The organism is Shewanella sp. AC91-MNA-CIBAN-0169 (assembly GCF_040310165.1).
In the GTDB taxonomy this organism is placed as follows: Bacteria; Pseudomonadota; Gammaproteobacteria; order Enterobacterales; family Shewanellaceae; genus Shewanella.
Genome location: NZ_JBEOPM010000011.1, coordinates 83,928 through 108,100, shown reverse-complemented (window position 1 = coordinate 108,100; position 24,173 = coordinate 83,928). Strand labels below are relative to the sequence as shown.

At 42.4% G+C, this 24,173-nt stretch carries 19 protein-coding genes; 7 read left to right on the top strand and 12 right to left on the bottom strand.

What is annotated here, in order from left to right; all coding sequences use genetic code 11:
* Nucleotides 1-44 precede the first annotated feature (44 nt).
* Nucleotides 45-590, bottom strand: coding sequence for an RNA 2',3'-cyclic phosphodiesterase (gene thpR / locus AAEY98_RS11385; RefSeq protein WP_351016984.1), 546 nt, complete (start codon nt 588-590; stop codon nt 45-47).
* 208 nt (nt 591-798) lie between these two features.
* On the opposite strand from thpR, the gene AAEY98_RS11380 reads away from it, so the two are divergent.
* From AAEY98_RS11380 to mrcB, 3 genes are all read left to right on the top strand, one after another.
* The gene (locus AAEY98_RS11380) at nt 799-3,060 is read left to right on the top strand and encodes a putative bifunctional diguanylate cyclase/phosphodiesterase (protein ID WP_351016981.1); all 2,262 of its coding nucleotides are present in this window, start codon (nt 799-801) and stop codon (nt 3,058-3,060) included.
* Between the two features lie 184 nt (nt 3,061-3,244).
* On the top strand, nt 3,245-5,791 hold the full coding sequence (gene hrpB, locus AAEY98_RS11375; protein ID WP_351017029.1) for an ATP-dependent helicase HrpB: 2,547 nt from the start codon (nt 3,245-3,247) through the stop codon (nt 5,789-5,791).
* A 68-nt stretch (nt 5,792-5,859) separates the two neighbouring features.
* On the top strand, nt 5,860-8,160 hold the full coding sequence (mrcB, locus tag AAEY98_RS11370) for a penicillin-binding protein 1B (protein WP_351016978.1): 2,301 nt from the start codon (nt 5,860-5,862) through the stop codon (nt 8,158-8,160).
* A 141-nt stretch (nt 8,161-8,301) separates the two neighbouring features.
* Here mrcB and AAEY98_RS11365 read toward each other — a convergent pair whose 3' ends face one another.
* The 8 genes from AAEY98_RS11365 to AAEY98_RS11330 form a co-directional block, all read right to left on the bottom strand.
* Nucleotides 8,302-9,111 carry an ion transporter gene (locus AAEY98_RS11365; protein ID WP_351016975.1) on the bottom strand — a complete coding sequence of 270 codons (810 nt, stop codon included), beginning with the start codon at nt 9,109-9,111 and terminating at the stop codon, nt 8,302-8,304.
* Nucleotides 9,112-9,240: 129 nt separating this feature from the next.
* The gene (locus AAEY98_RS11360; protein WP_101085274.1) at nt 9,241-9,576 is read right to left on the bottom strand and encodes a hypothetical protein; all 336 of its coding nucleotides are present in this window, start codon (nt 9,574-9,576) and stop codon (nt 9,241-9,243) included.
* A 23-nt stretch (nt 9,577-9,599) separates the two neighbouring features.
* The gene (locus AAEY98_RS11355) at nt 9,600-10,253 is read right to left on the bottom strand and encodes a hypothetical protein (protein ID WP_162023855.1); all 654 of its coding nucleotides are present in this window, start codon (nt 10,251-10,253) and stop codon (nt 9,600-9,602) included.
* Between the two features lie 6 nt (nt 10,254-10,259).
* Nucleotides 10,260-10,949 carry a PspA/IM30 family protein gene (locus tag AAEY98_RS11350; RefSeq protein ID WP_101085276.1) on the bottom strand — a complete coding sequence of 230 codons (690 nt, stop codon included), beginning with the start codon at nt 10,947-10,949 and terminating at the stop codon, nt 10,260-10,262.
* Nucleotides 10,950-10,959: 10 nt separating this feature from the next.
* On the bottom strand, nt 10,960-11,373 hold the full coding sequence (locus tag AAEY98_RS11345) for a YjfI family protein (RefSeq protein WP_101085277.1): 414 nt from the start codon (nt 11,371-11,373) through the stop codon (nt 10,960-10,962).
* Between the two features lie 79 nt (nt 11,374-11,452).
* Complete coding sequence (locus AAEY98_RS11340) at nt 11,453-13,213, bottom strand: polyamine aminopropyltransferase (RefSeq protein ID WP_351016972.1); 1,761 nt, start codon at nt 13,211-13,213, stop codon at nt 11,453-11,455.
* 3 nt (nt 13,214-13,216) lie between these two features.
* Nucleotides 13,217-14,116, bottom strand: a complete 900-nt coding sequence (locus tag AAEY98_RS11335; protein WP_351016969.1) for a DUF350 domain-containing protein — start codon at nt 14,114-14,116, stop codon at nt 13,217-13,219.
* A 13-nt stretch (nt 14,117-14,129) separates the two neighbouring features.
* On the bottom strand, nt 14,130-15,092 hold the full coding sequence (locus AAEY98_RS11330; RefSeq protein ID WP_101085280.1) for a hypothetical protein: 963 nt from the start codon (nt 15,090-15,092) through the stop codon (nt 14,130-14,132).
* A 157-nt stretch (nt 15,093-15,249) separates the two neighbouring features.
* Between AAEY98_RS11330 and glnE the strand changes: the two genes are divergently transcribed.
* Nucleotides 15,250-18,105 carry a bifunctional [glutamate--ammonia ligase]-adenylyl-L-tyrosine phosphorylase/[glutamate--ammonia-ligase] adenylyltransferase gene (gene glnE / locus AAEY98_RS11325; protein ID WP_101085281.1) on the top strand — a complete coding sequence of 952 codons (2,856 nt, stop codon included), beginning with the start codon at nt 15,250-15,252 and terminating at the stop codon, nt 18,103-18,105.
* A gap of 86 nt (nt 18,106-18,191) precedes the next feature.
* On the top strand, nt 18,192-19,175 hold the full coding sequence (locus AAEY98_RS11320; protein WP_351016966.1) for a sensor domain-containing diguanylate cyclase: 984 nt from the start codon (nt 18,192-18,194) through the stop codon (nt 19,173-19,175).
* Nucleotides 19,176-19,403: 228 nt separating this feature from the next.
* Here AAEY98_RS11320 and AAEY98_RS11315 read toward each other — a convergent pair whose 3' ends face one another.
* On the bottom strand, nt 19,404-20,357 hold the full coding sequence (locus tag AAEY98_RS11315) for a sodium-dependent bicarbonate transport family permease (RefSeq protein WP_101085283.1): 954 nt from the start codon (nt 20,355-20,357) through the stop codon (nt 19,404-19,406).
* A gap of 250 nt (nt 20,358-20,607) precedes the next feature.
* Here AAEY98_RS11315 and AAEY98_RS11310 point away from each other — a divergent pair, with 250 nt between their 5' ends.
* On the top strand, nt 20,608-20,892 hold the full coding sequence (locus AAEY98_RS11310) for a DUF3081 domain-containing protein (RefSeq protein ID WP_101085284.1): 285 nt from the start codon (nt 20,608-20,610) through the stop codon (nt 20,890-20,892).
* A gap of 53 nt (nt 20,893-20,945) precedes the next feature.
* Here the strand turns inward: AAEY98_RS11310 and zapE are convergent, their stop codons facing one another.
* On the bottom strand, nt 20,946-22,130 hold the full coding sequence (gene zapE, locus AAEY98_RS11305; RefSeq protein WP_351016963.1) for a cell division protein ZapE: 1,185 nt from the start codon (nt 22,128-22,130) through the stop codon (nt 20,946-20,948).
* 176 nt (nt 22,131-22,306) lie between these two features.
* Here zapE and AAEY98_RS11300 point away from each other — a divergent pair, with 176 nt between their 5' ends.
* On the top strand, nt 22,307-23,104 hold the full coding sequence (locus tag AAEY98_RS11300) for a polymer-forming cytoskeletal protein (RefSeq protein WP_351016960.1): 798 nt from the start codon (nt 22,307-22,309) through the stop codon (nt 23,102-23,104).
* Nucleotides 23,105-23,245: 141 nt separating this feature from the next.
* Here AAEY98_RS11300 and AAEY98_RS11295 read toward each other — a convergent pair whose 3' ends face one another.
* Complete coding sequence (locus AAEY98_RS11295; protein ID WP_162024395.1) at nt 23,246-24,160, bottom strand: L,D-transpeptidase family protein; 915 nt, start codon at nt 24,158-24,160, stop codon at nt 23,246-23,248.
* Between the last annotated feature and the right edge of the window lie 13 nt (nt 24,161-24,173).

Genomic DNA, 24,173 nt, shown 5'->3' with positions numbered 1-24,173 from the left:
GTAATTAACATTAAACCGTCGCTCACATTCTGTGGTGACGGTTTTTATTTTTGCCGTAACGGCCAACTTTCTAATATCGTGTAGTTAACGTTATGGTGGTGGCCAGTCGATTGATATAAGTGCAAATGGCTTGGCGCGATGATGAGCTGAGTGTCCTTTACCACGGCTGGTAAAGAAGCTGTTGTCACCCCACGAAATAGACTAATGTGCGGAACATAATCGTATTGACTGATGGCTAGATGGTGAGTTTTTGCAATGTTCTTAATGTCATTCGCCATAGTGTTTAATGATGTACTCGCTTGTCCTTTTAAACAGATTAATTGTGCTGTTTGCCACCAAGCGAAGGTGTCGATAACTTGACTGAAAGTTGTTTTAGGCATCTGATTTATTGCTTCATAGATTTTTGAACAAGTGGTCGGATCTATTTGACCGAAAAAGCCTAATGTTATGTGTAAGTTGTGTGCTAAAGTGGCTACTGAATTTGTATTTATTTTAGTTATAAGTGTTTGTTGTAGATGTAATATTTTATCTATTTGTGGTTTGTCTACGCTAAAGCCGACAAATAATCTTGCTGACGAAGGTGTTCGCATCCGGTTGGCCCTATTATTTATTGAGCTGAAACATAAACGTTGATAGATTAACAATACTACTGATTTTAAAAACATATCGTGGTTTCAGTTAACTACCTAATCAATATAGTGCTTATAGTTAGCGCTTATAGTTAGCGATATGGCATCCACAAGATAACTGATTTTATTCCCAAGCAAATTGAATTGCTAACCTTGAATGAGTTGATGAATGGCCGATAGCACCCAGCAACTATTGAAAAGTGTTTTTACAAATGGACCTATTGAGGGTAGTAATACTTCGGTGTTATCACTGCTTAATCAAGCATTACAATTAGTCTGTCAAAGGCTAGAATGCAGCGCTGCATTTGTGTTGACGAGTCAATATGATAAATTATTTGCCGTCGATACTGATATTATCGACACTTCAGAGCAACAATGTGTCAGTCATTTTGGTGCTTCACCAGCATCAGAAGCGCTGTTTAACCAGCATTTACAAGATAATTTGTCACTGTGCGAATCATTATTTAACAGTTATCAAGCAATCATTTATCCTCATTCCCCAGAGCAATCATTTACCGCTGACGAAAATCGACTCCTTACACCGCTTTTAGGCATCTTTAATCAACTCGATATTGATTGTAAGCATCTTGCTCTGAGTCCTGTTTTGCATGTTGGCAATGTTAAAGTTGTTTTAGGCACTATGTGTGCATCCGATGCAAACACAGTAGTGAGTCAGCAAGATGATCCTTGTGCGTTTGTGCAAAAGTTACTCGATGATATTGCATATCAATTAGCCTCTTCACTTGAACTTCGTCGTTTATCCGTGCTTTTAGACAGTAAAGATAAACAGTATCAAGAGCTATTTCAGTTACTGCCGATGCCATGTGCGTTGATTGATTTACACAATAATGTTGTATTGCAAAATGATGCGAGTAAACAAAATTTACCCATTACAGTCGGGCAGAGTTTATTTATGTTGCTACGAGAAGATGATCACCCACTATTACTCGATACCTTGCATATCGTTCGAGAAGGTATTTTACGCCAAGCCTGGTGTGAAGTGCCGTTACGAAATGGGGTTCAAATATACTGGTATAAGTTTAGCTTTTGCCATGCACTTAATAAACAGCAACAGTTATTATTAATGATTGAAGATGTCACCGAACGTTATCGACTTGCCGATGAGTTATCGTTTCATTCCAATTATGATGTGCTAACCGGATTACCAAATCGATTACAGTTCGAAAACATGCTTGAAGAGTTATTAAAAGACGACGAACACGCTCCGGCTTGTATTGCCTTTCTCGATCTCGATCAATTTCAAGTGGTAAATGACCTTAGTGGTCATCAAGCGGGTGATGTGTTGCTGCAACAAGTGGCGACTCGCTTAAAACAATTATTACGTAAAGACGATGTGGTTGCGCGTTTAGGCGGCGATGAGTTTGGCTTATTGATGCATTATTCTGATACCGCATCGGCGCAACAAGTGGCAAAACGAATTTGCCAACAGTTGTTTGATCATGAATTTACTTGGAAAGGTATCAAACACAACATTAGTGCCAGCATTGGCATTGCCAAAGTCGATTATGTTGACTCCGATATTTACGGTGTGATGAGCAAAGCTGATGCCGCTTGCCGCTTGGCCAAAGAAGAAGGCCGTAACCGTTGGCATTTTTATAATCCTGACGACCCACAAATGCACATGATGTATAACCAAATGCTGGCATCTGTGGATATTACAGGCGCACTGGCATTAAATCAGTTTGAGCTATTCTATCAATTAATTGAGCCGCTCGATAAACCCGACACTGGCATCCACATGGAAATTCTACTTCGCATGGTGCAGAGTGATGGCCAATATGTATCGCCGGGGGTGTTTTTACCTGCTGCTGAGCGTTATAACTTAGCGCCTCGAGTAGACCGTTGGGTTATCGATAATTTATTGACGTGGGGCGGCAATAATTTAGCTACATGGGAACAGCTTTCCATGGTGTCGGTGAATTTGTCTGCGATGTCACTTGCTGACCAAAAGTTCATGACTTGGCTTGAAATGCGCTTAATGGTTGAACCTGAGCTGGTGAGTAAATTATGTTTTGAAATAACCGAAACTGCAGCGGTAAGCCAATTAGACCAAGCTACCGGATTAATTGAGTTGTTACGACCATTTGGTTGTAAGATTGCATTAGATGATTTTGGTTCTGGTTTTTCTAGCTTTGCATATTTGAAATGTCTTGATGTCGATTACGTTAAAATTGACGGCCAATTTGTAGTGAATTTATGCGAAAACCGCAGTGATAAAGCCATTGTTTCGGCTATTTGTCAGCTCGGAAAAGACATGGGGTTTGAAGTTATCGCAGAGTTTGTTGAAAACACTGATATTGGCGTATATCTGAAAAATATTGGTGTCGATTATGCGCAAGGCTATGCTATTAATAAACCGACACGATTAGCTGAACTACAACACGGTTTACGGACTCCCTGGTTAATCTAAATGAGTAAAATGACTCAATAACTGAGAGCGGTTAATTGCTTTGTTAAAAAGGTAGCCAAATAGGCTTTGAAATAGGCAATTAATGACACCTTGATACAATGTGGGTAAAATGAACCGCAGAAAATAGCCGTAAAAGTTAATCGCGTTGACCTCAAAACAAGTATTGCAGCAGCACCCATCATTGATGCCCACGACATTGCCGATTCACGCGGTACTCGACTCGTTGCGTGTGCAGTTTTCGGCCCATTCACACATTATTATCGAAGCGCCAACCGGTGCAGGTAAATCCACAGCATTACCATTAGCGATGTTAGCCTGGCCTGAAATTCATGGCAAAATTCTGATGTTAGAACCCCGTCGAGTCGCGGCCCGCAATGTCGCTAAGTTTATTGCCCAACAATTGGGCCAAAATGTTGGCCAGCAAGTGGGTTATCGTGTCCGTGGCGAATCAAAAGTCAGCGCAGATACTCGATTAGAAATTGTCACCGAAGGTATTCTGACCCGCATGATCCAACAAGACCCAGAGCTTAGTGGGATTGATGTGATTATTTTCGATGAAATACATGAGCGTCATCTTACGACTGATTTAGGCTTGGCTTTAGCACTGGAAGTGCAGCAATCATTACGTGACGATTTACACATTATTGCTATGTCTGCCACCTTGTCTGGCTTACCGCTAGACACGTTAATGCCCGATGCTGCGCAAATACACAGTGATGGTCGCAGTTTTGAGGTTGAGATTGCTTATCAGCCTTGCCCTGGGCAACAGTTGTGGCTAACACACATGTCCCGCGTGGTTATCGATACCATTTCCGATCCCAATCTAGCGCAATATCAACAGGGCAGCGTTTTGGCGTTTTTACCCGGTAAAGGTGAAATTCGTAAATTAGCTGGATTATTGCGTGAGCGTTTAGATGCATCATGGCTTATTTGTCCTATGTATGGCGACTTGTCGTCAGCGGAGCAAGATCAAGCCATTCGTGCAGCAGAACCGGGTAAACGTAAAATCGTCCTCGCGACTAACGTGGCTGAATCGAGTTTAACGATTGAAGGCATCACCCTTGTTATAGACAGCGGTTATCGACGTGAAGCGAGTTTTAACCCTAAAACCGGCGTGACACGCTTAGGGCTTAAGCGCATTAGCCAGGCATCGGCTATTCAACGTAGTGGCCGAGCAGGGCGCTTAGCTGCGGGTTATTGCGTGCGGTTATGGAGCCAAGAAGAACAAGGGCGCATGCGCAAAGTCGATGAGCCAGAAATCACGCAAGCGGAACTGACTTCTATGGCACTTGATTGTGCCAGTTGGGGCGCTAAATCATTTGCTGAATTATCATTGCTCACACCACCGCCGCCGATCCATGAACAAGTCGCATGGCGATTACTTATTCAACTTGAATTAATTGATCCACAACGTAAATTAACGTCACTTGGCCGAGAGGCTTATGCATTAGGTTGTCATCCGCGCTTAGCGCATATGCTGCTCAAAGCTAAGCAACTTGCCTTGCACGACAATCAGCCGCAACTTTGCCTGCTGGCTTGCGTATTAGCAGGCATTATTGAAGCCCGTGGACTACCGAAAAAAGGCGCTGATATTCATCATTATTTGACCGAGGCTTTGCAGGGGCAAATTAAACAGCAAGTTAGGCAATGGCAACAATCTTTGGCGATATCGGGTCAGGTCAATGAGGCAATACGTAATGCATCGACTCGTGATATAAGCTATTTGTTAGCACTTGCTTACCCTGATCGTATTGCCAAAGCTCGAGGCCATGAAGGCTTTTTATTAAGTAATGGTACGGGTGTGGTGATCAATGCCGAAGACAGTTTGGCTCATGAACCTTGGTTAGTGGTTGCTGACTTTCAAGAGACTCAAGGTCGTAATGCTGGCCAAATTTACCTTGCTGCAAGGTTAGATGAACGCTTGTTTACTGCCGAACTTGCCTCGTTAGTAACTATTCATGTTCACGGTGGTTGGGATGAAGCAAAAGGGCGTTTTTTTGCTGAAAAACATACCAAAATCGGTGAGGTTATCATTAAAATCGACACCGGTATTACACCTGAACGAGCACAAATTACCGCAGCATTATTAGAACAGATCCGTATAAAAGGGTTAACAATCCTTAATCGTGACGAGCTGTTAATCCAGTTACAATATCGGGTTGAATTAGCTCGATACTTTGCGCCAGAGCATGATTGGCCTTGTTTAAGCGATGAGTACTTACTGGCGACGTTAGAAGATTGGCTTGGGCCACATTTGGATAACATTCGTTCATTGGCCGCATTGGCTAAAGTAGCCGCGTATGGATTGGTGAAAAATTTACTCAATTGGCAACAGCAGCAGCTATTAGAGCAACTGGTGCCAACACATTGGCCGATGGCAACTGGCACTCGTGCCCCCATCCGTTACCAGATGCCACTTGATACTGACGGACATTTTTATCATAACAATGACCAACAAGGCCGTGCGTTGCTTAGTGTACGTTTACAAGAAGCATTAGGGATGGCGCAAAGCCCGACAATATTGCACGGCAAAATGACGGTTACTATGGAGTTGTTGTCGCCAGCACAACGACCATTAGCCGCCACGGCAGATTTAGCCAGCTTCTGGCAAGGCCCATATATTGATGTAAAAAAAGAAATGCGTGGTCGTTATCCTAGGCATTTATGGCCTGATGACCCAGTGAATACAGTGGCAACAAAATTTACTAAAAAGAAAACTCCAGGCGTGTAAATAAGTCATCTAGCTTATTAATAACATGCAATTATTTCAGCGTTATATGGAAAACGAAACCATTATTTATGAGTAAAAAACCCAAAAAGTCTTCAGCCAACACAAAAAAAAGTGGCTCATCTTGGTGGCAAAAACTGTGGTCGCTCACATGGAAATTATCAATCGTTGGTATTGCTGTTGTGAGCTTTTACGCTATTTATTTAGACCAAATTATTGCGCAGAAATTTGAAGGCCAAAAGTGGCATTTACCGGCCCAAGTTTTTAGTCGTTCAATGGCATTGTACCCAGGTGCTGCGATAAACCATCCGCAGTTAATGGCTGAGCTTAATTTGTTGGGTTACCGTAAAGTGTCCAATCCGCGGCAAGTTGGCGAGTTTTCTGCTTCAAGTACTCGTATCGAATTATGGCGTCGGCCGTTTTTGCATCCCGAAGGCAACCAAGCCGAGCAGCGAGTGATGATAAGCTTTGACTCTGAAGGCGTTAGCTCAGTTAAGCGGATGTCTGACAAACGTGAATTAGCGGTATTTCATTTAGAACCGGTATTACTTGACCGTATTATTGCCGGCGATGGCGAAGACCGTTTATTTGTGCGAACGCCAGAGATGCCTTCAATGATTATCGATGCGCTTATTTTGGTTGAGGACCGCAGTTTTTATGATCACTTTGGGGTAAACCCATTGGCGATTGCACGCGCTGCGGTGGTCAATATTACTGCCGGTCGTACGGTGCAAGGTGGTTCAACCTTAACTCAGCAGTTAGCCAAAAACTTCTTTTTAAGCAGCGAACGCTCAATTGTGCGTAAAGTGCGTGAAGCCATAATGGCATTGATTATCGATTTTCGTTATAGCAAAGATGAAATTTTAGAAGCTTATCTCAATGAAGTGTACATGGGCCAAGACAAGGCCCGTGGTGTGCATGGTATGGGATTAGCCTCACAATTCTATTTTGGTCGCCCCATTGGTGAATTAACCGTGTCGCAGCAAGCCTTTTTAGTTGCGGTCATTAAAGGACCTTCTTATTACAACCCGTGGCGTTATCCCGAACGAGCCCAAGAGCGCCGTGATTTAGTGTTACGTTTGCTTATGGAAAACGATAAATTAACCGTTGCCCAATATAAAGCTGCAGCAGAGTCGCCAATCGGTCTACGCAGTGCTAAAAAATCGGTACATCAGAAGTTACCAGCGTTTTTTGCTGTGGTTAAACAAGAGTTACGCGACCGTTATGGTGATTCGTTACTGAAGCAGTCGGGCGTAAAAGTGTATACCACGCTCGATCCTATGGCCCAAGAAGCCGCAGAAAAAGCCGTGTTGTCTACCATGGCATCACTGGATAAACGGGCTAAAAACGTTCAAGTCGGCATGGTTGTCACCGACAAATATACTGGCGGCATAGCAGCGATGGTGGGTGATAAACAACCGAGTTATGAAGGATTTAACCGCGCGGTTGAAATTAGACGTCCAATTGGGTCGTTAATAAAACCATTCGTGTATGCAAGTGCATTACGCCAAGCAGATAAATTTACTTTAGCCACTCCCGTAGAAGACAAACCCATCACCCTTAAAAATGAGCAAGGTAAAACGTGGTCACCTAAAAACGTCGATAAAAAGTTCAGTGGTCAAGTGCCTTTATTAAACGCATTTAAAGATTCAATGAACGTTCCAACGGTTAACGTTGGTTTGGCTGTTGGTGTTGAAAAGGTTGCTGCTACATTGAAAAAATCGGGTTGGGAGGATGATATATCCCCTTATCCATCGATGTTGTTGGGTGCGGTGAATGGCTCACCATTAATGGTGGCTCAAGTTTATCAAACCATTGCTGATGAAGGTCGCTATCGTAAGTTATCATCGATTACAGCGGTATTAGACAGTCAAAACCAAGCGTTGGAAGTCACTCGTGTTCCATCGTCGATGGCGATTGATCCGGCAACCGATTACTTAGTTCAATATGCAATGAACCAGGTAGTGCGAAATGGTACGGCTAAGCGTTTAGGCGCTGCATTTCCTGGGGTTCGTTTAGCGGGTAAAACCGGTACCAGTAATGATAGTCGTGACTCGTGGTTTGCTGGATTTGATGAACGTAACGTAGCGGCTATTTGGGTTGGCCAAGACGATAACAGTAAAACGGGCTTGTATGGTAGTAGTGGCGCAATGGCCGTGTATCAGGCCTTTTTACATCAACGTCCACCGCTTAGTTTACGAATGATGCCCGTTAATGGGGTTATTAATGGTTATTTTGATCGTACAACGGGTGTGGCTAAGAAAGGTAATTGTGACAATATTATCGGTCTACCGGCATTAGACGCAAGCTATCATCCGGTTGCCAATTGTGGCGAGTCATTATCTTGGTGGCAGAAGTTGGTGGGAGAGTAACGCGTTAGCTTAGCCATTATGTCGTTGCCAACAATAAGCCCAAAGTAAGTGATTACTTTGGGCTTATTTTTTGGTCTCGCGCAGGATAATCAACATTTTTAAGCAATCTTTTTTCCTGCTGACGATATTGCAGAGCAGAAGCTATTTACCTTGTCCGAGTTGATTACGTAAGGTGGCAATTTCTTCGATCATTTGCTGCTGATTGTGCTCCATGCGCTCTAGCGCTTGTTCTAGCTTGGTATTGATTTCTGCTTTATGCGCTGCTTGAGCCTCTTGCGCTTCGTTACGTTCTTGCTCATCTGGTGCGACGAAAACAGATGCCATATAACCAGATATCACTCCGAAAAAGCTGACACCACTAATGATCACTAATCCACCGATGATATGGCCTACCGTACTGACGGGATAGAAGTCACCGTAACCGACGGTTGATATGGTCACTAATGCCCACCAAATAGCTTGCTCTGCTGTTTGGATATTGGCGTTAGGCTCAGTGCTTTCTACTAATAAAATAAGTACAGATGCAGTGGCCAAAATTAATACCATCGCCACCAGTAAACTGGCCAATGTAGATTGTTTTCGCTGACGCAATAATGGGATTAATAATGACCGGCTCATGCGGATTAAACGAATAACCCTTAATATTTGGAATATACGTGCGATACGCAGTGCTTCAATGGCTGGAATGCTGGCAACAAAGTCTATCCAATGGTGCCTAAAGTAAAAGGCTTTATTACGTGCTTTGAACAAACCATGGAAAAACTTGGTCATAAAAATCATGCAGATTGTAGTGTCTATATACAGCAGTACTTTGTTGGTTTCAGCGTTTAACTTACCAAAGGTAATCGTGAGTACTATCACCACAGAGATCAGTGATAACACCATCATTGCGAGTTCGAATGGACTTGGGCCATCGACATTTTTGACCGACCAACGTTTAGATTCGAGCATATAATAAGTCCGTTTGCATTCGTTCGCCGTGAGGCTTTGTTAAGATGTTGAGTTTATCATAACAAAAAACGCACAAGACAAGTGTCTGGTGCGTTGTTTTTAGTTAATGTACTGTGCTGATAACGGTGTTTATTTTGACGATTTAGTATCAACGAAGTGGACCAAATCATCTAATACGCGCTTTTTGATTTCCAGCTGCGACTCAGATTCTAAGCCGTATTTCTGCGCTAAAATCACATAATCTTCAGCATTTAATGACACAGTTAAACGAGGACGCTTTGGACGTTTGGATACAGAGAGTCCAAGTATGGTCCTGATTTGGTCTGAAGGACTGACGCCTTTATCTAAGGCTTCTTTTCGGATTGAGTATTGAAACTTCTCATCCAGATCAAAAGCCACTTGGGTTGCTTTTGCAGCTTGTTGGTTTTTAAGCCATTTCTCTGGTAACGGTTTGCCTGAACTCATTAGAAAATCGTCTCCTACCTGTATCAGCTTGCTGGCCAATACTCTCTAATATCGGTCAGTGGGCGATATAAAGTCAACATCACTTCAGTGTCTCCACTTTCGTAAACTTCAATATCAACCGCGTGAGAGTCATCAGCATTAGCCAAACTGTAACCTTCAAAACCTTCACCGCGAGCATCATCGTCATTTTGAGGAGGCTTTAGGTCGCGATAATCTTGACGATGGAAGTAACCAAAACCGGCAAATTCAACTTGATGATATTCATCACTGAGCCATTTATCGAACTCAGCGGCTAACTCGGCAGGAAGCGCCTGCAATGTCAGCGTTGCTTTGCCTGGTTCTTCAAATATTTCAGCAAATGCGTCAAGTTCAAACAATTGTTCAACCACAGCGCGGTTGATTTTGATTGAAATACTTAAGTAAGATTCGTCTTCTTGCACGTAGGATAAATAGATTGCGGTGCCGCTATGGCCACGTAATAAGAATTCACAAAGCTGCGAGCGTTGGTATTCATAAGTATGAATAGCTTCAACCTTAAGCTGTTGCCCGCGCAATTGCGTAGGCAAAGCAAAACTGTCATCAAAGGTGATCATATCACCCTTGAGCAGTTTATTTGGATGGTCAAGCTTACGCTTCGGGGCTTCTTTTTTGCCGAATAGGCCACTAAGAAATCCCATAATAGCTTAACCTTTACGTGCTTTAATGCGATCTAGCACAGCATTAGCATTCGACTTTTGCTCACCAATACCTGCTTCAGCTAGCTTGGCATGTAATGACTTATCGCTATTCTCTTCAGCTAATGTTTCTGACGCTTTTAAGCGGTCATCAAACTGTTGTTGACGTGCTTTGATGCGCTCTAGTGAATCTTTAGCGTTAAGCAGTTTTGAATTACTTGACGCAAATGAGTCAGTGATAGTTGCAGTGGCTTTTTGCACGCTTTCAGTGGTTTTAACCATAGTAAGTTGACGTTGGTAATCATTTAACTGACGCTCAGTCTTCTTCACTAAATCTTTTAAACGCACTGCATGTGAGCTAAAGCTATCATTGGCTGTTTGTTGTTCAGCTAATTCTTCGTCTAGCTGAGCAATCTTTTCAGCTATTTCAATTGCTAAAGCTTCATTGCCTTTGTCTAGCGCTTGGGTGACATAACCTTCGTGCTCAACAACACTACGCTTTAGGCGATCAATTTCACGACTGGCTTGCATTTCTTTAGCCATAACATCAGTTAATTCACGTTTAGCTCGGGTTAAATGCTTTTCTGCATCACGAATCTCTTGTTCAAAAATTCGGGTTGAGTTTGAGTCAACGATATTTTGGCCAACTTCAGTTGCACCACCACGAAACGCTGTAAGAATCTTGTTTAGAATGCCCATAATTGGCTCCTTAGATTAAAAATTCGACGAGTTCGTCGATGACTTCCAGACAGTTGTCTGACAGTACTGCTAATTCTTGTTCAATTTCTTCCATGCTTGATTGCACAGATAATGCCCCGTAAACCACATATTTATCATCAATTTTAGCAAACGATGATAATGGCATTGGAATGTTGAGCTCTAACATGGTCTCGAACATTTCAGCGCGGCGAGCTTGGTTTACTTCGTTTTCGCCCCACAAGTAACTGATACACAATATTTGGTTGTCAGTTACTGATACAAACACCGGAATTTCTTCTCGGCCGACAATATTGACTTGTAACACTTCAACATCACCGTCAATCGGATAACAATCAAACTGAAAACCGGTTTTGCTGTGATCGCATAGTCCGTTTAGGTGACCTGCAATGGTATGGATGTTCATATTCGTCCTTAATTGACATATTATGTCTGTGAGTAAAGATAGCATCTAGACATAATATGTCAAGCGCTATCTGATCCAATTAAAAAAGATTAATTACTTCATTTTCTGACCAAGCCGCTAAGTGGTAGTAATACAGCTGTAATGAACCAATTTCGTTTACTTTGATGTTGTCTATATCGGCATAGAAATTCTTTGGGAATTCAAATGAAGCGTGAATAAGTCCTGGGGTTAGCCATTCTTCTGGTACCGGTATATCTGTTAGTGCAGCAAGACGTTGTTGTGGGTTTTTACCCATTTTACTGCCAATGCTCCAACCCCATTCACCAAAGCTAGGGACATTATGGTGATACTGTTTTACATTAAACCCTGCAGTAGTCAGTGTTTTACCAACCGATATAAACGCTTTTGGCGCATGATAAGGTGAGGTTGATTGCACCGTTATTACGCCATCGGCGCTAAGTAATTCATTAAGCTTACGATAAAATAAGTCTGAATACAGTTTGTTTAAATCAGGATGACTTGGGTCGGGTAAGTCAACAATAATGGCATCAAACATTTTGCCATTTTGAATTAGCTTATCAACCCCGTTAAATGCATCGTCGACCATTAATGTTAAGCGTGGATCGTTTAACGCATCGCCGTTTAACGCCAGTAATGCATCCTGTAAGCGTTGTGGCATATCTGCTGGTGGCGATTTAAACAGTGCCAGTAAGTCTTTATCTAAATCCATTAAGGTAACCGCTTTAGGTTGCCATTTGAGTACTTGCTTTAGTCCTAAGCCATCACCACCACCAATAATGAGCACGTTATCGTGCCGTGCGCTGGCAGCCAATGTTGGATGAACCAAAAAGCTATGATAGATGTGCTCGTCGCTGCTTGAAAATTGTAACCGACCATTGATGTATAAATTATAAACGGGAGGTAAACCACCACCGCGCAAACGCTCAGTAAAATTGAGCTGCTGAAAGCGGGTCGCTTTGGCATAAACCACATGATCTTTATACAAAAGATTATTAAAATGCTGTTCCCAGCTCGGGCCTTTAACGGCTAATATGCCAATCACCACACTGGCAATAATATGGCCGATAAGCAGCAATTTTACATGATTTATTTTTGACCAAAAACGCCAAATAAACACCAGTCCAGCGAGTAGGTTAACGCTCGCTGTAAGCGCAGCAGCTAATTGAATATCAATGGCCAGCATAAAACCGACCCAGATTGCGGCGCCTATTCCAGCGCCAATGTAATCGGCACCATATATGGTGCCGGCATTATGCAGTAAGTGCGCTTCAGACAATGATTGTCGAACGCGGGCAATAAGTGGAATTTCCATGCCAATCATTAACCCGAGTAATACACCCCAAACATACGGTAAATATGCACTGAGAGTTTGCAAACTGGCAATAAAGCCACCATTGGGTAAATGATCTGGCGGTAGGCCGAGTGTATTGGCGATGGTTAACGGCAGTTGTTGACCGAATCCGATGACCGCTGCGGTAATGATAATGGCAAAAGAGCCACACAGTGCTACGGTTAATTCAAGCATGGCAAAGCCAGTAAAAGCGCATTTTATTTTACGTGCGGCAAAAGCGCCCACACCCATAGACACAATCATTAGACCAATCATGGTGTAAATGGCGGCTTCTAATGCGCCGAGAATGCGACCAGCATAGTGTGATAATAAGTATTCATAAATAAGACCGCATCCCGCCAACGAGGCCATAATGCCGAGTAACAAGGCATCATCAAACCATGATACTTGACGGGATGGAGGGGAACTTTGCTGCGAGTCCCCCTGTGTAGTGTTAGCGGGAAGATCATCGAGCAAAGGTGTTGTCATAGATTAAGCCATTAACGCCGTGAGAATAAGGGCAACGGCAATACTAATCGCCATTTCAACGGCTGCAATACCGATGTTTTGTTGTTTCTCAACTTCTTCAGCAAGATTGATACCGGCTAACACCATTTTTTTCACTATGGTTATTAATAACGATAATACCACCAGCATGATCAATGAGAATGCGCACCAACCAATAATGTTGCTTACATGGGCTGTTGGGTCATAAGCAATAAAATGACTCGCCGCATTAAAGCTTAGTGCCATGGCAATCATGTAACCACTGTGACGTAATGCTAATGCCGTTTGACCTTGGGTTAATGCTTGTTGCATTGAGGCACCTTGATTACGTTGAGCATAACGTTTTTCTCGTAATCGAGTGAGTATCACTAGCATGAGTTGTGAGATTAGAAAGGCACTAAAAATGGCAATGAAGGTATCTAGGGTAATATCTTCGGCCCACATTAATACAGCGCGGATAATAATGGCTGTGGCTATAGCTGCTGCGGCATCTACTACGGCAACAGACACATTACCTTTAAGGATTTCAGCGTTTTTAGCAAATTCATTTAAAGCGATTTTATCATGCAAAAATCGGCCTAATTTGATTAACACTAAACCAAATAAGCCGTAAGCCGACATGCCAATCGCTTCAGTTAAATAAGACGGAGCCGCTTCGCCTGTGATAGCGCCAGTTAGCACAATACCTAAAGCCGCCACAGCACCAGCGGTACTGATCCCAAAGGCAAAGTTGTCGCGCTCGGCTAACTCTGCACTGCTGTTGACTTTAACGCTCCACCCCTGCAAATAACGCATTAGCGTCAGCAAAATGATAGCGATGGTTAAATCAATGGCTAAAATAATCGCCAAATGTTGAGTTAAGCCATATTCTTGAAAAAATGTCATGGTGAGTCCTTACCTATTTTCCACGGCTAACACCGCGACTAGTGCGGCTGCTTGAGTTACGGAAACTGCTGTCTTTTGAGTAGCTCGAACGAAATTTTCTACTCGCGCTCTGAGTGGTGCTATTAGCTTTGGGTGCACTGGTACTTTGACGTGACAAGCTAGTAGAGCCTGTTCGAGCTTTTGCATAAGGGCTGTCGAATCGTTTCCCTTGGCTGTTAAAACGTTTCTTGGTTTGTTCAAAGGTTTTGGTTTGCGAAGTTGCTTGTTTTGGTGAAGTGTAACGATAACGTCCCACATCATTATAATAGCTGTAACCACGGTTACCCGACCAACTACCGTAGCCTATTGGGCGGGAGAAGTTAGAAAACATCGCATACATGCCATACCAAGCCCAAATGGAGGTGCCGCTTGAATTATTTTGCCAGCTACCATATGCAGGATTACCCACAAGTTGGCTGCCTGCACCACTGCCTTCGGTGCCATTTGCTAGGGCTTCAGCCTCACGGCTAATAGCATTAACTCGAGCGAGTTGCCCTTTAGACATATCGGCAACAACATTGACTGGATCAGACAGCATATCGTTATACAAACTGGTGTCAGCGGCTTGATAAATATTCTGTGCTTCAGCTAACTGTTGGTCTAAATCAATAAAATTAGCGCTGTCGTTTAAGTCTTTGTAACGACGCGTTAATGACTTAAACATTGGCCCTTCAGTGCTGGCATCTTTAGCCAATTCTTCTAGTAATGGGGTTAAGTCGGATTGACGCTGAGCGAGAACTCGAGTGTATTGTTTGAGTAACGTCGCATTGCGTAACTGATTGTTATCGAGCGAACTGGCCAACAGATCAAGTCGTTGTTGGGTCAGTTGCTGGTACTTAGCAATTTGTTCCGGTCTATCGTCACCGCAACCGCCAAGGGTTAAGGCAACAAACAATACCGTTATCAATGTGAGTACACGTGGGAGGTGACCTACCATGTTTTCTCCAAAATGTAGATTTTTCATGTGCTAATTCAATATGACACAGGTTATAGTAATCTTAGTGTCAATGATATTAATCTGATCATTTGACTGGCTGATAGATATACCATTCACGACATAATATGTCCAACGTTCATTTTCTTTAGGGATCATTATTGCCATGCAAAACCAAAGTAACAAGGTATTATCTGCAGCGATGCTAGACAGCGCAGATCGTTACTGGTTAAGACTCTGCGACGTTTGGCCAGAAGCTAAAACAGCACTGACAGCCATGCAACAGCAAGAGTTAAAGGCCGTATTTGGCTTAAGTGACTATATGGGTGAGCAACTTTGTCGTCATCCAGAATGGATTGTGCAGTTATTTGATGGCTTATTAAGTGATGTTGTGCGCAGTGAGTTTGATGCGCAGTTACATTCGCTATTAGCTGAGTTAACTCAAGAAGAGCAAGTTAAGTCTGCCTTACGTCGTTATCGTAATCTGCAAATGGTGCGCTTAGCGTGGCGTGATTTTTTAAATTACACCCCAGTTGAAGAGTCATTACTCGATTTATCTGCATTAGCAGAGGCATTGGTAATTGCTGGACGTGATTGGTTATATCAAGAGATGTGTCAACAATACGGCACACCAACAAGTGCTGAAGGTAAGCCACAACCCTTATTGATTTTAGGCATGGGTAAACTGGGTGGTCGTGAACTTAACTTTTCATCAGACATCGACTTAATTTTTACCTTTCCAGAACATGGTGAAACCGTTGGCGGTCGACGGACTCAGGCAAATCAGCAATTTTTTATCCGCATGGGACAACGCTTGGTGAATTTACTCGACCAAGTCACCGTGGATGGATTCGTTTTCCGTGTCGACATGCGTCTACGACCTTATGGTGAAAGTGGTCCTTTGGTGGTCAGTTTTAGCGGTTTAGAAGACTATTACCAAGAGCAAGGTCGTGATTGGGAGCGTTATGCCATGGTCAAAGCGCGCGTACTTGGACCTTGGTCTGGCTATTGCGATGAGTTGCATGACCTACTACGACCATTTGTTTATCGCCGCTATATTGATTTTTCTGCGATTGAATCACTGCGTAAAATGAAGCAATTAATCGCCCAAGAAGTTAGGCGTCGTCAGTTAACCGATAATATTAAGCTTGGCGCCGGCGGGATCCGCGAAGTTGAATTCGTGGTGCAAAGTTTTCAGTTGATCCGTGGTGGCCGCGAGCCTGCATTGCGTCAGCAAAGTTTATTTGGCGCCATTGATACCTTGTACAGCTTAGGGCAATTGGAATACTTAGCGGTTGATGAGCTTAAACACAGTTATATTATATTGCGTCGAGTGGAAAACTTGTTGCAAGCCATTGACGATAAGCAAACGCAAACCCTGCCTAATAATGAGCTCGATTGGCAACGTTTATGTTATCCGCTAGACATGGCCGATGAAGCCGAACTTCGTCAAAAAATTAATCAAGCAATGGTCACCATTCATGGCCATTTTAATGCCACTGTGGGTGGTACTGACAGCCATGAACACAATGATCATTGGACTGCTTTATTTTGGAATGTGCAGCAAGATGAACACGCTAACGCCTTGTTGCAAGAGCAACAAATCGATGATGCCGAATTATGGCCACTATTAAATGAGTGGCATCAAACGGTGTCGAAACGTTCTATCGGACCTCGAGGACGTGAAACGCTAGACAAATTAATGCCTAAGTTGCTTGAAGAGTTAGTGACTCAAACTAAACCGAGCCAAGCGTTTAAACCAGTAGCTAAAGTGCTGGATAAAATTTTAACCCGTACTACCTATCTAGAACTTTTATGTGAAAACCCAGGCGCTAGACAGCAATTAGTGAGTTTGTGTTGTGCAAGCCCTTGGATTGCCCGCGAGCTGGCGAATTTCCCAATGCTGCTCGATGAGTTAATTGATCCGTCGCAGCTGTATGACATTACTTCGATTGATGATTATCCTAGTGAATTACGCCAGTATTTATTACGTGTACCTGAAGATGACATGGAACAGCAAATGGAAGCGTTGCGGCAGTTTAAATTGTCTCAGCAGCTTAAGATTGCGGCCGCAGATGTTACTGGGGTATTACCTGTCATGCAGGTTAGCGATCATTTAACCTTTTTAGCTGAAGCCATTATCGAACAAGTTGTACTACAAGCTTGGCATCAGGTGGCATCTCGCCATGGCATACCTGCAGGAACGAGCCCAAGTAACATGGGTTTTGCCGTCATTGGTTACGGTAAGTTAGGTGGAATTGAGCTGGGTTATGGTTCTGATTTAGATTTGGTGTTTCTACACGGCCACACAGGTGCTGGCACAACTGATGGTAAGCGTCCTATTGATATCGGCCATTTCTACCTCAAGCTTGCCCAACGTATTGTGCATTTATTTGCTACCCGGACAACGTCTGGTGAGTTATATGAAGTGGATATGCGCTTACGTCCGTCAGGTGCTTCTGGTTTGTTGGTGAGTGAGATTGAGCATTTTGGTACCTATTTACAACAAGAAGCGTGGACTTGGGAGCATCAAGCATTAGTGCGATCTCGTTTTGTATTTGGTGATTATTCGCTTGCCGGTCGTTTTAGTGATTTACGTGCGAAAATATTGAAAATAGAGCGTGATAAAGAGGTATTAGCCAAAGCGGTCAAAGACATGCGCATAAAAATGCGTGAGCATTTGTTGCAAGTTGAACCAGGGCAATTTGATCTAAAACAGAGTGCTGGTGGTATTGCAGACATAGAGTTTATCGCTCAGTACTTAGTGTTAGCGAATGCTCATCAATATCAGGAATTAACCATTTGGTCTGATAATGTGCGTATCTTTGAAGTGTTGGCGGAGTTGGAGTTATTACCCATCATGCAAGCCCAACATTTAACCCAAACCTATTGCTGGCTGCGTGACGAGAATCATGAACTGACATTACAACAGTTGCCCGGTAAATTACCCATACAAAGTGTGCAACAAAAAATCGACAGTGTAATTGAAATTTATAATGAAATTCTATCGGTTTAAACATTAATCAAAGTAGATTAGGTTGATATTTAGTCACTTAACTGCTTTGATTATAGAACTATTATTTTGATTGAATAGGTTGTTTAATGCTGCTGGCACCGATACCTGACAATGAATACACTCGACTCGAAACGCTTCGAGGGCTGAACGTGCTCGATACGATCGCTGAAGAACGTTTTGATCGTATCACTCGGTTGGCTAAGCGATTGTTTTCAGTGTCAATTAGTGTGGTGAGTTTAATCGACTCCGATCGCCAATGGTTCAAGTCTGTGCAGGGGTTGGATGTATGCGAAACCCGGCGTGATATTTCATTTTGTGGTCATACTATTAATCAACAACATGTTTTAGTTGTGCCAGACACACTAAAAGATGAACGTTTTGCCGACAATCCGCTTGTATTGGCGGCACCTAAGATTCGATTTTATGCCGGCTATCCGTTGACTATGCCTAATGGTGTGAGGGTAGGTACCTTGTGTATTATCGATGACAAGCCGAGATCTTTCTCTAAAGATGATGAAGATGCCTTGGAAGACCTTGGCAAAATTGTCGCAGAAGAACTGCTGTCGATTCAGCAAAATACCTTAGATGCGCTAACCGGTATTTCTAATCGTCGTGGTTTTGAATTACTCGCTAATAAGACGCTTGCTTATGGTGATAGGCTTGATTTTGCAACGTGCTTAATTTTCTTTGATTTAGATTACTTTAAAGCAATTAACGACAATTTTGGCCATGAAGAAGGTGATACTGCCTTGAGGACTTTTGCTGGCTTATTGATCGACAGCTTCCGCGAATCGGATATTATTGCCCGCTTTGCTGGTGATGAATTTGTGGTAATGCTGAGCCAAAGCGATGAAATTAGTGTTAATAATGTATTACAACGTTTTCAACAGTGCGTTAATCAACATAATCTGCACAGTGGTAAACCATACCAATTAAAGTACAGTAAGGGCGTGGCGCATCGACAAGCTAGGCAGTCATTATCGTTAAATGATTATTTGGTTAAGGTCGATAAAGCCATGTTTGTCGATAAAGCAATACATCACCAGAGAACACCAACGGATATTAAATAGCGCTTATTAAGTTGATGATATTGGTGTTTTTATCTGCGCATGTAACTGATTTGATAAGCTACAAACGTTAAACTCGTTGAGCCGCTGCAAATAATACACTTGGCGCAACTATTATTCATTTGCATATTCGCAGCGAAATAAATCAACGTTATTAACAATCGTTAATAACGTTCGTTAACAGCAACTGCTAACATCGATTTATCGGCACGGTTATGAGTGTATCAATGCTCAGCTTAGTATCTGTTCTATCCACATTTTATAGATAGGTAAACCAATTAATACGTTTATTGGGAACGTTATTCCGAGTGATGCCAACATCGCTAAACCAATATTAGCGTCTGGTATTGCTGCCTTAATTGCGGCCGGCGCAGCAATATAAGACGCACTTGCACTTAAGCCTGCAAGTACTAATATGCTGCCAGAAGGTAAATCAAGTAACACGCCTAAGCCGATACCCGCCCAAGCTAAAATAAATGGAATTACCGCAGCAAATACCAATAAACGCCATTGTTTGTAAGGAATAGGGAAGCATACTTTGGCGGTACTAATCCCCATTTCTAATAAGAACAGTGCTAATAACGTTTTAAAACCACCCAATAACATTGGTGTAAGTGGTGCCATGCCACTAGTGCCATATATCCAGCCTATGATCACCCCTCCACAGAGTAATACGACTCCGCGGCTTGTCAGCGCTTCATGTAATACGCTGCCTGCCGAAGAGTGTTGGCTATCGCCTGCTACTTTTGCTTGTAAGTAGCGGTGTAGCCAAAGCATGATAATAATTGCAGGCAATTCGAGTAGCACTAGATACAACGTTGTTTCAGGTCGTAAAGGCCACTGAGATTGATCGACCATGGTCATCACCACGGCAAATGTTCCCGCACTCACAGAGCCGTAATGAGCAGCGATACTTATGGCTTCTTTTTGCGGTAATTGAATTAATTTTCGCAGTAGAGGATAAAGGCTAAGTGGGATAATGAATCCAAGTGCAATAACAGACAGTAATTCGGTGATCGCTAAATTGGCAGTTTCTCCATGCAGTGCCATGCCACCTTTTAGTCCTAGTGTAAGCATAAGTAAGATAGATAGGGTTTCGTAGGTTGCTTTAGGGACTTTTAAATCAGACTTTATCAACCCGGCAAGCAAACCGAGGGCAAAAAAGGCAATCACAATATCAGGCATGGTATAGGTTCTGTCTGTTATAAAGTATCGCGATTCTGCCTTGTTGTGTTAAGAAAGGGAAATCTTTTCAGCGAAAAAATACTGCTATAGTAAACTTATCCATTTAAGGCTGATCAGTCGTGTTGTACTTTGCGGGTTTATCATGTTGTTCTTTGTTGATCTATCATGTTTTTCTTCGCTGATCTATTAAGTGCAAATGGCGTATAGTATGCTTGAATGATAATGCAAAACATTAATAGCAGAGCATGATATGAAAAATGAAATTGATATTCACCGCGCGTTGAAAGTGTTTAACAAAGTCACGCAATATGGTGAGAAGCGGGCGCTTGAAGACGGTCATAATGGTCATGATTATTGGTTGTGTGGAATCAGTGCGCAAACGGATCATGATGGTTATACCATTACTTTAGCCGATGCTCAGGTTAGCTTGACAGTATTTTTTCACAATAAATATCAGTTCGATTACCCGACCAATGATGCTCTTGACAACTTTTTACTTCGTTTTAATGATGTTGAAAACTATCAAGCTTCATAATCTACTGCATAGACTCGCCTGTTAAGCGGTTCATTTCAGTGCTGCAGGCTTATTTACACCCATTGTTGCATTTCAATCAGGCGGCTATAAGTGCGTCTAAATTCAAATTGTAATGCCCCGTCGATATATAAATCTTCTAAGTTGCAGTCGCTATTGAGGATTAACATCACTTTTTGATCATACAATTCGTCCACTAAACTAATAAAGCGTCGAGTCGGATCGTCTTCACTGGCATACGCCAGTTGTCGTTCGCCTGTGGTGGTAGCTAATGCGCCATCTTCGGTGCCGCGAGCTTTAATCCAACTACGTACTTCACCGCCTAATGTAGGCACATTACTGAGCAATATATGGCTAAATCGGCTAGCTAATTCAATGTAATCCAATGCCGAACGTGGGCCTTGGCACAAAGCTGAAAATTCAAACCAAGCAAGTTGTCCATATTGAGCCTCAATGGCAATAGTGCGCTGACAAATATCGATTGAGTCAGGTGTATTTATTATGCTGACATTAGCTTGTGGGTATTGTTGACACAAAAGTGTAAACACCGCTTGAGGCGTTATTGCCGACGGCAATGTTAACCAGCGGGCTGATGTTTTAGGCGTTACGGCGCTAGAATGTAAGCGATGATCGATTTGACCGTCTAAGTGGATCGATTGGGTATATTGTAGGAGCAGATCGATTGTGGGTAAAAAACGATCGCGTTGTAAACCATTTTTATACAAGTCGATTATTGGTACATTTGAGGTTGCAACTAAGATGACGCCTGACTGAAATAATGTTTCAAATAATCGACCGAGTAAAATGGCATCACCGATATCAGCGACAAAAAACTCATCAAAACAAATAACAGAATATTTCTCCGCAATCTGCTTGCCTATGTGAGTTAATGGATCACGTATCCCCGAAGTTTGATTTAATTGCTGGTGGACCATGGCCATAAAACGGTGAAAGTGCAGGCGTAATACGGTTTTATCCGTTTTATGTTGTGAGCTATACATGCTCTGATCGCACTGAATCTGGTCGCACTGAATTTGATCACACAAGCTTTGATAGAACATGTCCATCAAAAAGGTTTTTCCTCGGCCCACATCGCCCCATAAATATAAGCCTCGGCTGTTTGTATTAACAGAGAGGCATTGTTGATAAAGCAAATCAAGCGCGAGTATTGCTTGCTGCTGTGCAGGATCATCAACAATATTTTGCTGAAGACGTTGTTGGTAAGCTTGTAATGGCGACATAGCACTTAGGGTAAATTGTTGATCTTGGTATTATATCATTAACGACTTACTTTATTATGAAGTGTATTTCCTTTAAGCTCTTGTGATAAAAATAACAATCTATCAACAAAGACGATTAACCCAGAGTAATAACCAAGAATAATAACCAAGAGTAATAATCCTAACAAGGACCCAAAATGAATAATAAAAATAAGGGCATGACCTATATTGGTGTCGATATGGCGTTGGAAGGTGATATGCATATTCAAGGTCCAGCAATAATCGCGGGCCAAACTAAGGGTAAAATCAGTTCAACCGATCAAATAAAAATAGAACCTAGTGGTGTGGTTGAAGGTGAGGTTTTTTGTCAAGAGCTGCGAGTGTCTGGCTTATTCAAAGGCACGTTACATTGTAATAAACTCATAATTGTCAGTTCGGGTATTGTCGAGGGTGAAGTATCCAGCCATCAAATGGAAATTTATGATGGCGGTCAATTTATCGGCATGCGCACTAAAGGGCCTGAATCGTCTGGGTTACCCCAGGTTGATAACGAACGTTTTTCCGAACTCAATCAAACTCCTTCAATGCCGGATAAGAAAACGCCAATTTCTATGGGTAAGCTTAGTTTGGTTGCTGTCGCCGCAATCGTGATTATTACCGCTATGGTTATGCAACCGACAATTAGCTCCATGCTAAATCGCGGTCAAGCACCGTCAGCTGATAGTAATCAAGCAAATGCTCAGCAATACCCACAATCAGCATTAAATATAACAGAAGAAAATGCTGCCGCGCTTCTACAAGAAATGGATCAACAGACTTCATTTGCCGAGCAAACCGAAGAGTTAATTAATGCCGGTCAAAGTGACATTAATGTGGCGATGGAAGATTTACATGCATTAGCACAAACCAGTGAAGCGCTGGGTGATAGTCAGAATGTGAGTGACAGTGATAATGTTGATCAGAATGGGTCGACGATAAGCACACCTGATAAGTAACTTCATTTCTTATCCTGAGTTGGGAGTAACTATCAAGCTGATATAAAAAATGGCTTTGTTAATCACAGTGTTTACTGAATTAACAAAGCCATTTTGTTATGTTTGCAGAAATCCAAACATTTTATGCTTATCGGTTAATGCTTAAGGATTAATCCGAGTTGGCATTCCAGTACGTTGCTCAAGTAATCGTTTTAATGTAAATGAGTCAGTGTCTGGGTGAGCAACAAAGCGAGTCATGGCTTTATCGAATGATAGTGCTACTGGTTCTAACGAATCAAATTCAGCTTGAGTTCGTGACAGTGGCTCATGAACTTCTAAATAGCGGTTACCATCAGGTTCTTCAGTGGCTTTAATCGGTTGGTTAATAAACTCAACACGTGTGCCAACTGGTACGCTATTATATAAATGTTCAATGTCTTCATCGCGTAAACGAACACAGCCAGAACTTACCCGTAAACCAATACCAAACGTGGCGTTAGTACCGTGAACCGCATACAAGTTACCGACATAAAGGGCGAATAAACCCATTGGGTTGTCAGCGCCTGCTGGCCATACAGCCGGTAATGTTATCCCTTTAGCCGCGTATGATTTACGAATATTAACCGTAGGTGTCCAAGTTGGATTAGCGCGTTTACGTTGTACTGTTGTTACCCAATTTTCAGGGGTATCTTTACCAATTTGACCAATACCAATAGGCAATACTTCGACGGTATTTTTACCCTTCGGATAATAATACAAACGCATCTCGGCAGAGTTAATGACCACACCTTCTCTTTTAGCGTTAGGTAGAATTAGCTGATGCGGGATCAGTAATGTGCTACCCGGTTTAGGTAAAAATGGGTCAACACCTGGATTAGCTTCTAATAAATTAGTCAACCCTAGCTGAAATTGTGAAGCAATTTGCTCTAAGGTTAGTTTCCCCTCAGGAACAACATAATATTGATTTTCACCTACTAAATTACTGCCTTCAGCCGGTAGACGATATTCAACAGCAGCACTCGAAAAACTTAATACAATGGCAGTCGCTGCAATTAAAGTAGAACGTAACGAATTTATCATAAGGGTTATA